General features: G+C 74.1%; 12 protein-coding genes. 6 read left to right on the forward strand and 6 right to left on the reverse strand.

Features of this window, described 5'->3' with window-relative positions; translation table 11 throughout:
- From ACFV04_RS11050 to ACFV04_RS11060, 3 genes are all read left to right on the forward strand, one after another.
- Positions 1–190: hypothetical protein (locus tag ACFV04_RS11050; RefSeq protein WP_380528408.1), on the forward strand; the 190-nt coding region annotated here is incomplete at its 5' end.
- A 100-nt stretch (positions 191–290) separates the two neighbouring features.
- Positions 291–1,463, forward strand: a complete 1,173-nt coding sequence (locus ACFV04_RS11055) for an agmatine deiminase family protein (protein WP_380528410.1) — start codon at positions 291–293, stop codon at positions 1,461–1,463.
- Entirely contained in the window at positions 1,460–2,338 is an 879-nt protein-coding gene (locus tag ACFV04_RS11060; protein ID WP_380528412.1) for a DUF4436 family protein, read from the forward strand. Before ACFV04_RS11055 ends, ACFV04_RS11060 begins: the two co-directional genes overlap by 4 nt.
- Positions 2,339–2,357: 19 nt before the next feature.
- Here ACFV04_RS11060 and ACFV04_RS11065 read toward each other — a convergent pair whose 3' ends face one another.
- Complete coding sequence (locus ACFV04_RS11065; protein WP_380347816.1) at positions 2,358–3,011, reverse strand: TetR/AcrR family transcriptional regulator; 654 nt, start codon at positions 3,009–3,011, stop codon at positions 2,358–2,360.
- A 142-nt stretch (positions 3,012–3,153) separates the two neighbouring features.
- On the opposite strand from ACFV04_RS11065, the gene ACFV04_RS11070 reads away from it, so the two are divergent.
- Positions 3,154–4,329, forward strand: a complete 1,176-nt coding sequence (locus ACFV04_RS11070; RefSeq protein ID WP_380528414.1) for an agmatine/peptidylarginine deiminase — start codon at positions 3,154–3,156, stop codon at positions 4,327–4,329.
- A gap of 89 nt (positions 4,330–4,418) precedes the next feature.
- Here the strand turns inward: ACFV04_RS11070 and ACFV04_RS11075 are convergent, their stop codons facing one another.
- The 3 genes from ACFV04_RS11075 to ACFV04_RS11085 all read right to left on the reverse strand — a co-directional run bounded on the left by ACFV04_RS11075 (position 4,419) and on the right by ACFV04_RS11085 (position 7,541).
- Positions 4,419–5,579 (reverse strand): agmatine/peptidylarginine deiminase, encoded by a 1,161-nt coding sequence (locus ACFV04_RS11075; protein WP_380528416.1) that lies wholly within the window; start codon positions 5,577–5,579, stop codon positions 4,419–4,421.
- 108 nt (positions 5,580–5,687) lie between these two features.
- Positions 5,688–6,725, reverse strand: a complete 1,038-nt coding sequence (locus tag ACFV04_RS11080) for an agmatine/peptidylarginine deiminase (protein WP_380528418.1) — start codon at positions 6,723–6,725, stop codon at positions 5,688–5,690.
- A gap of 237 nt (positions 6,726–6,962) precedes the next feature.
- The gene (locus tag ACFV04_RS11085; RefSeq protein ID WP_380347808.1) at positions 6,963–7,541 is read right to left on the reverse strand and encodes a TetR/AcrR family transcriptional regulator; all 579 of its coding nucleotides are present in this window, start codon (positions 7,539–7,541) and stop codon (positions 6,963–6,965) included.
- 156 nt (positions 7,542–7,697) lie between these two features.
- Here ACFV04_RS11085 and ACFV04_RS11090 point away from each other — a divergent pair, with 156 nt between their 5' ends.
- Positions 7,698–9,494: an acyl-CoA dehydrogenase gene (locus ACFV04_RS11090; protein WP_380528420.1), complete on the forward strand. Its 1,797-nt coding sequence runs from the start codon at positions 7,698–7,700 to the stop codon at positions 9,492–9,494.
- Between the two features lie 155 nt (positions 9,495–9,649).
- On the opposite strand, the gene ACFV04_RS11095 is transcribed toward ACFV04_RS11090, so the two are convergent.
- Together ACFV04_RS11095 and ACFV04_RS11100 are read right to left on the reverse strand one after the other, a co-directional pair.
- Complete coding sequence (locus tag ACFV04_RS11095) at positions 9,650–11,023, reverse strand: MFS transporter (protein ID WP_380528421.1); 1,374 nt, start codon at positions 11,021–11,023, stop codon at positions 9,650–9,652.
- 160 nt (positions 11,024–11,183) lie between these two features.
- Positions 11,184–11,537 carry an ArsR/SmtB family transcription factor gene (locus ACFV04_RS11100; protein ID WP_380347802.1) on the reverse strand — a complete coding sequence of 118 codons (354 nt, stop codon included), beginning with the start codon at positions 11,535–11,537 and terminating at the stop codon, positions 11,184–11,186.
- A gap of 162 nt (positions 11,538–11,699) precedes the next feature.
- On the opposite strand from ACFV04_RS11100, the gene ACFV04_RS11105 reads away from it, so the two are divergent.
- Entirely contained in the window at positions 11,700–12,683 is a 984-nt protein-coding gene (locus tag ACFV04_RS11105; RefSeq protein WP_380347800.1) for an aldo/keto reductase, read from the forward strand.
- The last annotated feature ends 116 nt before the right edge of the window (positions 12,684–12,799 follow it).

The following is a 12,799-nucleotide window of genomic DNA, read 5'->3' on the forward strand; positions in this document are numbered from 1 at the left end:
CGGTGGGACCTGCCGGGCCGGGGCGACCGAGCAACACCGGCGGCGGCGCCGGGTCGGCAGCGAACCTGCCCACCGGCCCGCCGCCGGCGGTTCGCCCGTAACCGCCTCCCCGGCCTGCACCGCCTGGTTCGGCATCCGTACCGAACACCGGCTGCGCCGCGAACGGGAGGAGGGCGCCGAAGCCCCGTGACCGGTTTCCCCCGAACGGCGGATGCGTGCCGCGCCGGGTCCTGACCGCCCTGTCAGTAGCCTGCGGAGCCGAACCCGACACTCACCCGGATCGAGGCCCCATGGCTCACCCCCGGCCGTCCCGCCGCTCGCTCCTGCAGTCCGGGGCCGCGCTCGCCGCACTGGCCCTGGCCGGTGGCTGTTCCTCCGACAGCGGTGCGCAGGAGCAGCCCGGCCCCGGTGCCACGGCCTCGGGCACGGCCCCGTCCGGCAGCCCGGCGGCCGCCGGACGGGCCATGCCCGCCGAGTCCGCGCCGCACACCCGCACCTTCATGGCCTGGCCCGCGCTGGAGGAGGTGTGGGGCGACCAACTGCCCGGCGTCCGCCAGGACATCGCGGGCCTGGCCCGGGTCGTCGCCGGCTTCGAGCCGGTCGTCCTGCTGGCCCGCCCCGACCAGGCCGACGAGGCCCGGCAGGCCTGCGGCTCCTCGGTCGAGGTGCTCGACCTGATGGTCGACGACCTGTGGGCCCGGGACACCGGGCCCACCTTCGTCACCGGCCCGCAGGGGCTCGCCGGAGTCGACTTCGACTTCAACGGCTGGGGCAACAAGCAGACCCACGCCAACGACAGCCAGGTCGCCCGCAACGTCCTCGCCCACTACGGCATCACCCGCATCCAGGCGCCGGTCACCGGCGAGGGCGGCGGCATCGAGGTGGACGGCGAGGGCACCCTGATGGCCACCGAGAGCTCCTGGGTCAACGACAACCGCAACCCCGGGAAGAGCCGCGACCGGATCGAGGCGAGCTTCAAGGAACTGCTGGGCGTCGAGAAGGTGATCTGGTTCCGGGGCGTCGCCGGGCAGGACATCACCGACTGCCACGTCGACGCCCTCGCCCGCTTCGCCGAACCCGGCACCGTCGTCCTGCACCGCCCCGCCGCCGACACCCCGCCGGACGTCTGGACCACCGCCTCCGCGCAGGCGCTGCAGGTGCTCGGGTCCGCGACCGACGCCAAGGGCCGCACGCTCAAGGTGGTCGACCTCCCCGAGCCCGAACTCGACCTGATCCAGGGGGCCGGCAAGAACTTCCTCGCCACCTACATCAACTACTACGTCTGCAACGGCGGCGTCATCGTCCCGCGCTTCGGCGACCAGGCCGCCGACGACCGCGCGGCCGGCATCATCGGCGACCTCCACCCGGGCCGCAAGGTCACCCAGGTCGACATCAACCACATCGCCTCGGGCGGCGGCGGCATCCACTGCGCCACCCAGCAGCAGCCGGGCACCGGGGCGTGAGCGCGTCGCGGTGGCGCGGGAACCGCTTCCTCGTCGCGCTGCTGACGGTGGCGATGCTGTGCTCGGCCGGCGTCGCGCTGTACCTGAACGAGCGCAACACCCGGCAGCAGCCCCACGAACTGGCCCTGCCCAGCGCCGGTGACTGGATCGAACTGGACGTCACCGCCCAGGACATCGACCCCGGGACGGGCGAACTCACGCTCTTCGTCGTGCCGGTGCCGCACGGCGGCCTCGCCGCGGGCCCGGACTCCACCGCGTTCAGCCGACAGGTCGTGATCACCGTCCAGGCGGCGACCCGCACCGAACTGCGGGCGGCGCCGGGGGAGGCCGCGACGCCCCAGGCCGTGTCGGCCGACTTCTACAACGGCACCCTGACCGACTACCCCTTCGACCGCCACCACTTCGCGGTGTCGTTCGCGGCGTCGGACACCAGCGGCGGCGTGCCCGTCGGCCTGGTCGTCGCGAACGCCGATCCGTTCTTCGTGGTCCACCCGACCAGCACCCCGAGCGCCTCCGGGGCGACCGTCCTGGAGGGCGCGGTCACCCGGGCGCGCAGCACCTTCATCCTGGCCTGGTTCATGATCGCGGCCATGTGGGCGCTCGCCCTGGCGGTGATGGCCGGCGCCGAGGTGCTCTACCGGGGGCGGCAGGGGATGGTGTGGCCCTCGCTCGGGTGGATGGCGGCGACCCTGTTCGCGCTCATCGGCATGCGCAACGCCGCGCCCGGCTCGCCGCCGATCGGTTCGCTCATCGACTACGTGTCCTTCTTCTGGGCCGAGGGCATCATCGCGGCGTGCCTGACGTTCACCGTCGTGGCTTCCAGCCGCGTCGAGCGCCGCAAACGCGCGGAGGCCGCGGCCGGTCCCGGAGCGTGACGGGGGTTGTCCCGGCCGGTCAGACGGCCTCGGCGACGACGGCGGAGGTCAGCGAGTCCAGCAGGGTCCGCAGCACCCGTTCGTCGTCCACCGTTCCGTCGAGCGACCCGATGGCGGCGAGGCCGTCCACGGCGGCGGCGAAGGCCTCGCCGAGCGGAACCGGGTCGGCGTCCCCGCCGCGCTCCTCGACCAGGCAGCGGAACAGGCGCACGAAGGAGGCGCGCCACCGCGCGTACTCGGCCTCCAGGCCGGCCCGGACGCGTTCGTCGTTGAGGGCGAGCCAGTGCAGGGCCGCGTGCAGCCGGGCCAGGTCGGGGCTCTCGGGCCGGGTGAGCAGTGCCAGGACCCGCTCGGCGCGCTCGGCGTAGCCGCCCGGGCCGGCGACGGCCTCCTCCAGCGGGGTGATCCACTCGGGCCGGATGTCCGCCACGACCGCGACGATCAGGTCGGTGCGGTCCGCGAAGTGGTAGTGGCACATCCCGTGCGAGACCCCGCAGAGCGCGGCCACGTTGCGGGTGGTGAACCGCCCGGCGCCGTCGCCGGCGAGCAGGGTGCGGGCGGCGGCGATGAGCCGGGCCCTGGTCTGCTCGCCCTTGGCGGAAGCGCGTGCCCGGCCGGTGCCGCCGGGTCCGGTGGCCGTTCGCGGGGCTGCGCCCGTCGCCTGTGTCGCCATGGCCGCCACTGTAACGACTGCGGGAGCGCGGCAGGGGCGCATCGGCACCGATACTTGCGCAATGTATTGACCGAGCGCTTGGCCAGTTTTACCTTTTCGGTCAACTGCTGCACCGGCAGCGGACTTTGATGTGGAGGCAGTGATGGAGGACAGCTCCAGACCCCAGCCGACCCGCGACGGCGGGCTCGACCGACGCCGGTTCCTGGCGGCCGCCGGGCTCACCGTGGCCGGAACCGCGCTGACCGCCGCCGGCGGTCGGGCGCAGGCGGCGCAACCCCGCAACGGCACCGCCGGCCCGGCCGTGGCCGCCGGCTACCGCGTGCCGCTGGACACCGCCCGGCACACCCGGACCTGGATGGCCTGGCCGGACAGCACCACCATCTGGCGGAACAAGCTCAGCGGCGTCCAGTCGAACATCGCGCTCATCGCGAAGACCATCGCCAAGTACGAGCCGGTGACCATGTGCGCCAACCCGGCGAGCGTGGCCAAGGCGCGGTCGATGTGCGGCTCGGCCGTCACCGTCATCGGGGACATCCCGGTCGACGACTGCTGGATGCGCGACACCGGCCCGGTCTTCCGCACCGACGGCGCCGGCGGCCTCGACACCTTCGGCCTCAACTTCAACGGCTGGGGCAACCACCAGAACCCGCACGGCAACGACGCCCTGGTCGCCCAGCGGGTCGCCGGCTACCTCGGCCTGCCGTTCACCGCCGCGGGGCTGGTCGCCGAGGGCGGCGCCGTCGAGACCGACGCCGCGGGAACGCTGATGGCCACCCGCAGCAGCATCATCAACGCCAACCGCAACCCCGGCATGTCCCAGGCCGCGATCGAGAGCGCCCTGTGCGCGGCCTTCGGCGCCACCAAGGTGATCTGGTTCACCGGCATCACGGGCCAGGACATCACCGACGACCACGTGGACGCCACCTCGCGCTTCGTCGGCGCCGGCACGGCCGTGGTCCAGATGCCGCTCGCGAGCGACACCGACGTCTGGGCCCAGGACGAGCGCCAGCAGTACCGAACCCTGACGACCTCCACCAGCGCCCAGGGCACCCCGTTCACGGTCGGCCGGATCCAGGGGCCCGACTACAACCTCATCCGCTCGACCGACCCCAACTTCGTCGGCTCCTACGCCAACTACTACCTGTGCAACAACGCGGTGATCTCCGCGCAGTTCGGGGACACCCGGGCCGACAGCGCCGCCAGGGCCGCCCTCGCCCGGCTGTTCCCCGGCCGGACCGTCGAGCAGCTGAACATCGACTACCTCGGGGCCGGCGGCGGCGGCATCCACTGCGTCACCCAGCAGCAGCCCGCCGGGTGAGTCCGGCGGGGCCGGATCCGGTCCGCCGACCGGACCCGGCCCCGCACGGCGGCCGGCCCCGGGAGCGACTCCGGGACCGGCCCGTCCGGTCAGCCCAGGGCGGGGATGTCGTGCGTGGCGCAGTGGATGCCGCCGCCGCCCGCCGCGATCGCGTCGATCTTCACCGGGACGATCTCGCGGCCCGGGAAGTACTGCTTCATGATCTGCTGGGCCCGCTCGTCGGCGCGGGCGTCGCCGAACTTCGGCAGGTAGACGCCCTTCGTGCCGATGTAGAAGTTCATGTACGAGGAGACGAAGGCGTCGCCGCGCCCGGTGATCCTGTCAGGGTCGGGCTGCTGCAGCTCCACCACCTGCAGCTTCTTGCCCGTCGCGTCGGTGGCGTCCTTGAGGACGGAGCGGGCCTGGTCGGCCGAGCGGGACCAGACGTCCGGCGGGGTGCCCGGGAAGGCCTGGTCCAGCAGGACCACGCCGGGGGCGACGAAGCGGGTCAGGCAGTCGACGTGGGCGTCGGTGATGTCCTTGCCCTTGACGCCCGCCAGCCAGATCACCTTGGTCACGCCGAGGACCTTCTTCAGCTCGGCCTCGACCTGGTCCCGGCTCATGCCCGGGTTGCGGTTGTCGTTGACGACGGAGCTCTCGGTCACCATCAGGGTGCCCTGGCCGTCGGTCTCGAACGAGCCGCCCTCGGCGACCAGCCGGGTCTCGATCCGCTCGACGCCGTACTTCGCCAGCACCGTCCGGGCGACCTTGGAGTCGTTGCCGCGCTGCTGCTTGCCGCCCCAGCCGTTGAAGTTGAAGTCGACGCCCTTGACCTTGCCGCCCTCCTCGACGAACACCGGCAGGGTGTCGCGGGCCCACAGGTCGTCGACGGCGATCGGCACGACCTCGACGGCCGAGCCGCAGGCCTTCTGCGCGGCGTCCTTCTGCTCGGGGCGGGCCATCAGCACGACCGGCTCGCGGGCGGCGATGGCCTGGGCCAGGCCGGCCACGTCCCGGCGGACGTCCGCGAGCTGGTCGCCCCAGACGTTCTCGGACGCCGGCCAGGACATCACCGTGCGCAGGTGCTTGTCCCACTCGGCGCCGAAGCGGCGCGGGCCCGGGGTGCCGCCGGGCTGCGGCGGCACGGGGTTGTCGATGTCCTCGACGCCCGTGGGGTCGCAGGCCGTGAGGCCGAGGGTGAGGGCGCCGACACCGAGGCCGACACCGGCCAGGGAGCGCATCAGGGTACGGCGGGACGGGGCGTTGGTCATGCGGGAACTCCGGCTGCTGGTCTGGGCGGTGGACGGTGTGGACGGCGTGGGCGGTGTGGGCGGTGTGGGCGGTGTGGGCGGTGCGGGCGGTACGTGCGCGGGCGCCGGCTAGGGCAGCGGCTCGTGCATGGTCGAGCAGTGGATGCCGCCGCCACCGGTCATCAGGCGGTCGACGTCGATCTGCACCACCCGGCGGCCGGGGAAGGCCGAGGCGAGCGCGTCCCGGGCGGCGGCGTCCTTGTACGCGTCGCCGAACTGGGCGGTGATCACACCGCCGTTGACGACGTGGAAGTTGAGGTAGGAGTCCACGAACTTGGAGCTGCGGGAGCGGACGGTGTCCGGGCCGTGCACGGGAATGACCTGCAGGCGGCGGCCCCGGGCGTCGGTGGCGGCGGACAGGATCGCGAACTGCTCGCGGGCGTCCCGCGCCCAGGCGTCGTTGCGGTCCGCCGGCGGCAGCTGCACCATCACCACGCCGGGGCGGACGAACCGGGAGGTGACGTCCACGTGGTCGTCGGTGATGTCCTGGCCCTTGATCCCGGGCAGCCAGATCATGGTGTCCGCGCCGTAGGCCTCCAGGACGGCCTCCTCGATCTCGTCGCGGCTCATGCCGCGGTTGCGGTTCTTGTTGACCAGGCTGCTCTCGGTGGCCATCACGGTGCCGTCGCCGTCGGTCTCGATCGCGCCGCCCTCGCCGACGAAGTCCGCGTAGGTGTGGCGCAGGCCGCGGCGGGTGGCGATGAGCTCGGCCGCCCGGGCGTCGTCGTGGTGGACCTGCTTGTTGCCCCAGCCGTTGAAGTTGAGGACCACGGCGTCCAGGCCGCCGTACCCGTCCCGGCGGAACACCGGCGCGATGTCGCGCATCCACAGGTCGTCGGTGGGGATCGCGGTGATCACCTCGACCCCGGCGCCGCACCAGGACCGGGCCTTGTTCGCGGTCCAGTCGTCGGGGGCGCACATGACCACCGGCTCGAACTCGGCGATCGTGCGGGCGATCAGGGCGATGTCCTCCTGGACACCGCCCAGGCGCAGGCCCCACACGCCCCGGCGCGAGGGCCAGGACATCCAGGTCCGCGCGTGCGGGACGTCGTCCGCCGGCACCCAGGGGTAGGCCTCGGTGGAGCGGTCATCGCGGTAGTGGGTCATGAGGGTCTCCAGATCGTGCGACGGTGCCAGGACGGGCGCGGGGCCGCCGACTCCACTCTTCGCGCCGACCTGCGGTGGCGCACCAGGGAGCGGGGCGGACGGAGGTGCCCTGCCTGCACATGCAGGCTCGCACTGACTGAAAAATCAGTCAAACTTGCGGGCGAGTCATGACGCATCCTTGACGGCGGTTGTGCGCGACGTGAAGCTTCCGTGCGGATCCGGGCGGAACCGCTCGGATCAGGAACCGAGCCGGACCACTTCGGCGTCGATGGCGTCGGCCAGCAGTGTCCGGGCGTGCGCCAGCGGCAGGCTGCCACTGAGCCAGCGCATGCTCAGGCCCTCCAGTAGCGCCGTCAGCCGCTCCGCCGCGCCGGCCAGCGCGACCGCCGAGGCCATCGGCCGGACGTCGCCGAGCAGCTCGGCGATCTCCTGCACCCAGGTCCGGGTGGCCCGCGCCAGGTCCTCGCGCAGGGTCTCGTCGAACACCGCGCTCGCCCGCAGCTCGCCCCAGGCGGTGCTGTTCTCCCGCACCTCGACGGTGTCCTGGAGCTCCAGCAGCAGGGTCTGCTCCAGCTCCTCGCGGGGCGTCAGCGGCGGGGCGTCCGGGGCGCGGTCGGTCGTGTAGCGCTCCGCCCGGTCGTTGATGAACTCCAGCGTCTGCCGGAGGATCCCGGTGCGGTCCTTGAAGTGGTAGTAGATGAGCGCGGTCGACACGCCCGCCTCGGCCGCGAGTTCCTCAACCCGCAGCCCGCGCACCCCGCGTCGGGCGATCACCCGTGCCGCGGCTTCCAGGATCGACGTTTTACGACTGGCCACGGTCCACCACCTTACCGGTGCGTACCGGCGAGATCCGACCCGCCGTCTGAGAATCGGGTCAGCCGCCCGGCCGGTGTGTCGGCGGTGCGCCGGGCGGGAAGGTCCCGGCTGCTCGTACGTCGACACCCCGGACCCCGGCCGATCGGACACCCGACCTTGGACTCCCTGCTGCTCTCCCGCCGTGACCTCGACTTCCTGCTGCACGACTGGCTGGACGTCTCCGCCCTGACCCGTCGCGCCCGCTACGCCGACCACGACCGGGACACCTTCGACGCCGTACTGGACCTCAGCGAGGCCATCGCCACCCGGCACTTCGCCCCGCACAACAAGAAGAGCGACGCCGAGGAACCCCGCTTCGACGGCGAGCGGGTCCACCTCATCCCCGAGATCGGCCGGGCCCTGCGGGCCTACGCCGAAGCCGGACTGGTCGGCGCCTCCATGGACCACGACATCGGCGGCCAGCAACTGCCCGTCGTGGTCGCCAACGCCTGCCGGGCCTGGTTCCAGGCCGCCAACATCGCCACCGCCTCCTACCCGCTGCTCACCGTCGGCAATGCCAACCTGCTGCTGGCGCACGGCAGCCGGGAGCAGATCGACACCTACGTGCGGCCCATGGTCGAGGGCCGCTTCTTCGGCACCATGTGCCTCTCCGAGCCCCAGGCCGGGTCCTCGCTCGCCGACATCACCACCCGGGCGGTGCCGGCGGCCGACGGCACGTACCGGATCGCCGGCACCAAGACGTGGATCTCCGGCGGGGACCACGAGCTCAGCGAGAACATCGTCCACCTGGTGCTGGCCAAGATCCCCGGCGGTCCGCCCGGCGTGAAGGGCATCTCGCTGTTCGTCGTGCCCAAGTTCCTGGTCGGGCCGGACGGCGCGCCCGGGGAACGCAACGACGTGGTGCTCGCCGGCCTCAACCACAAGATGGGCTACCGCGGCACCACCAACACCCTGCTCAACTTCGGCGAGGGCCGGTACACCCCCGGCGGCGCCCCGGGCGCGGTGGGCCACCTGGTGGGCGAGGCCCACCACGGGCTCGCGTACATGTTCCACATGATGAACGAGGCCCGGATCGGCGTCGGCCAGGGCGCCACCGCGCTCGGCTACACCGGCTACCTGCACGCCCTCGACTACGCCCGCACCCGCCCGCAGGGCCGCCCGCTCGGCGCCAAGGACCCGGACGCCCCGCAGGTGCCGATCATCGAGCACGCGGACGTGCGCCGGATGCTGCTGGCGCAGAAGAGCTACGTCGAGGGCGCACTCGCCCTCGGCCTGTACTGCAGCCGGCTGCTCGACGAGGAGGCCACCGCCGAGCAGGAGGCCGACCGGTCCCGCGCCGAGCTGCTCCTCGACGTGCTGACGCCCATCGCCAAGAGCTGGCCGTCGCAGTGGTGCCTGGCCGCCAACGACCTCGCCATCCAGGTGCACGGCGGTTACGGCTACACCCGCGAGTACGACGTCGAGCAGTTCTACCGCGACAACCGGCTCAACGCGATCCACGAGGGCACCCACGGCATCCACGGCCTGGACCTGCTCGGCCGCAAGGTCGTGATGAACGGCGGGGCGGGGCTGCGGCTGCTCCTCGACACCCTCGCGGCGACCTCCGCGCGGGCCGCGGCAGCCGGCGGCGAGGCGGCCGGGTTCGCGGCCCGGCTGGACGCCGCCGCGGCCCGGATCGGGCGGACCACCGCCGCGCTGTGGGCGACCGGCGACCCGGCGGTCGCGCTGGCCAACGCCACCGTCTACCTGGAGGCGGTCGGCCACGTGGTGCTGGCCTGGATCTGGCTGGAGCAGTTCCTCGCGCTCGGCGCGGGCACCGACGCCTTCCGGGAGGGGAAGCGGCAGGCCGCCCGGTACTTCTTCCGGGTCGAACTGCCCCGCACCGGGCCGCAGTTCGACCTGCTCGACAGCCTCGACCGGACGGCCGAGGAGTGCCGGCCCGAGTGGTTCTGACGGCCCGGACAGGGGCGTCCGGAGCACCGCACCCGCCGTCCGGAGGGAGGGTCGGGCGCCCTCGCACCGGACGCCCTGTCGGTCGGGCCCGCCCGGGCGGTCGGCTGACGCCGACCCGTCGGGCCGATCCCGTCGGGCCGGCACCGGCCCCCGGGTCAGCCCACCGTGGCGTGGGGGCGGCCCGCCGGGCGGGGCCAGGTGTGGTGGTGGCGGTCGATGACGTAGTGGTGGTCGTGCCGCCAGGCGCCGCCCGCGGTCGCGTGCGCGTCGGCAAGGTGCGGGTGGCCGGCGGCCAGGTCGGTGTGCAGGTGCTCCAGCTCCTCGGGGTCGCGGGCCGGCCACAGGGCGGCGGCGCCCGTCGCGGCCGCCAGGGCGACCCCGCCGAGGACGACCGCGGTGACGGGCAGTCCGGCGCCGGCGGCGAGCCATCCGGCGAGGGGGTAGGTGAGCAGCCAGCAGGCGTGCGACAGGGAGAACTGGGCGGCGAACGCGGCGGGCAGGTCGGCGTCGGCGGCCGAGCGGCGGATGAGGCGCCCGCCGGGGGTCAGCACGGCGGAGCTGCCGGCGCCGACGAGCGCCCAGGCGGCGAGCAGGGCCACCCACGTCCCGGTGCCGGCCGGGGCGGCGGAGATCGCGGTGACGGCCGCCAGGACGGCCGGCAGGGCGAAGGCGGCGGGCAGCATGACGGCGCGGTCGCCGACCCGGGCCAGCACGCGGGGCAGCAGGAGCGCGGTGAGCATCGAGCCGACGCCGTAGGCGCCGAGCGCGAGCGAGACGGCCCCGGCCGGGCGGTGGAAGTGGTCGCGGACGACGTTGACGGTGTCGACGAAGACGATCGCGCCGGCGGCCGCGACCGCGAGGTCCAGGGCGAGCAGGGCGCGCAGCCGGGGAGTGGCCCGGAACAGGCGGGCGCCCAGGGCGGCCCGGGCGTGGCCGCCGCCGGTGCGTTCGACCGGGGCGGGCTTGGGCAGGACGGCGGAGACGACCAGGGCGGCGGAGGCCAGGAACCCGACCGCAGTCCCGGCGAACAGCCAGTCGTACGAGACCGCCGACAGCAGCAGCGCGGCGAGCGCGGGACTGAACAGGGACTCCAGGTCGTAGGCCAGCCGGGACATCGACAGCGCGTCGGTGTAGTCACGCTCGGCGGGCAGCACGTCCGGGATGGTGGCCTGGAACGTCGGGGTGAAGGCGGCGGAGGCGGCCTGGAGCAGGAGGATCAGCACGTAGACCTGCCAGACCCGGTCGACGAACGGCAGGGCGAGCGCGACGCAGGCCCGGGTGAGGTCCATCGCGACCATCAGGGTCCGCCGGGGCAGCCGGCCGGCGAGCGCGCCGGCGACCGGGGCCACGGCGACGTAGGCGACCATCTTGATCGCCAGCGCGGTGCCGAGGACGGCGGAGGCGTCGTCGCCGGCGATCCGGTAGGCCAGCAGGGACAGCGCCACGGTGGCCAGGCCGGTGCCGACCAGGGCCACGGCCTGCGCGGTGAAGAGGTGGCGGTAGGTGCGGTTGCGCAGCACGGAGAGCATGGGCGTCGTCCCGGTGGGCCGTGGGGTGGTCAGCCCATCATAAAAACAAGTGCGTACCTGTGCACCTATTCGTCGAAACTCGGCCCCGGCCGTGCGGTGCGGTCGGCGCGTGCGCCGCCCGGGCGTGTGCCTGCCGGCGCGTGCGCCCCGCCGACGCGGGTCAGTCGTGCGGCGGCAGGTGGCCGATCTGGTGGTCGGCGACGTTCAGCGCCTCGTCGACGAGCCGGCGCAGGTGGCCGTGGCGCAGCGAGTAGACCACGCGCCGGCCCTCCTTGCGGGTGGCGACGAGGCCGGCCAGCCGGAGCTTGGCCAGGTGCTGGCTGACGGACGGCCGGGCGGCGCCGGTGGCCCCGGTCAGCGTGGTGACGTCCGCCTCGCCGCGGCCGAGTCGCTCCAGCAGGGCGAGCCGGGTCCGGTCGGCCAGCAGGGTCAGCACGGACGCGGCGACGTCCAGGCGCTCCTCGGCCCGCTGCTGCGAGCGATGCGCATCTGCTCGATCGGTGCCGGTGCTCATCCGCCCATCGTAGGGCGTTCCCGTGCGCACCTGCGCGCACATCCGCCCGTGGAGCCGCCGGGGCCGCTCCCGTCCGGCGGCGCCGCTCGCCCGGGTCCCGGACGGCGGCGGGGCGCACGCGCGGACCGGCCGCCGCGGCGATCGACGTGAGAGGCTCGTCCCATGGAACAGCGCGTACTCGGCCGCACCGGCCGGCCCGTCTCGATCGTCGGACTCGGAACCTGGCAGCTCGGCGCGGACTGGGGGGACGTCCGTGAGGAGGACGCCCTGGCCGTGCTGGAGGCCTCCGTGGAGTCGGGCGTCACGCTCTTCGACACCGCCGACGTCTACGGCGACGGGCGCAGCGAGCGGCTGATCGGCCGCTTCCTGAAGGACCGCCCGGACGCCGAGGTCTTCGTCGCCACCAAGTTCGGCCGCCGGGTCGAGCAGCGGCCCGAGCACTACCACCTCGCGAACTTCCGTGCCTGGGCGGACCGTTCACGGTCCAACCTGGGCGTGGAGCGGCTCGACCTGGTGCAGCTGCACTGCCCGCCGACGCCCGTCTACTCCTCGGACGAGGTCTTCGACGCGCTGGACACCCTGGTCGCGGAGGAGCGGATCGCCGCGTACGGGGTGAGCGTGGAGACCTGCGCGGAGGCGCTGACCGCGATCGCGCGCCCGGGCGTGGCGAGCGTGCAGATCATCCTCAACGCGTTCCGGCTCAAGCCGCTGGAGCGGGTGCTGCCCGCCGCCGAGGCGGCCGGCGTGGGGATCCTGGCCCGGGTGCCGCTGGCCTCGGGGCTGCTCTCGGGCCGCTACAGCGAACGCACCGTCTTCCCGGCGGACGACCACCGCACCTACAACCGCCACGGCGAGGCCTTCGACCAGGGCGAGACCTTCTCCGGGGTGGACTTCGCCACCGGCGTCGAGGCGGCCGCCGAGTTCGCCGCGCTCGCGCCGGAGGGCGCCACCGCCGCCCAGACGGCGCTGCGCTGGATCGTCCAGCAGCCGGGCGTGACGACGGTGATCCCCGGCGCCCGCAACGTGGCGCAGGCGCGGGCCAACGCGGCCGCCGCCGGCCTCGCGCCGCTGCCGCCGGCCACCCTGGCGGCGGTGCGGGAGCTGTACGACCGCCGGATCCGGCCGCAGGTGCACGACCGCTGGTGACGGCGGGGCGGGCGGTGCCCGGACGGCCGTGATCCCGGGGGCGGGGGGGGGGGGGGGGGCCCCCCCCCCCCCGCCCGGGGGCCCGCGGGGGGCCGGCCCCGGGCCGGGGGGGCGCC

The organism is Kitasatospora sp. NPDC059599 (assembly GCF_042735125.1).
Classification (GTDB): domain Bacteria; phylum Actinomycetota; class Actinomycetes; order Streptomycetales; family Streptomycetaceae; genus Kitasatospora.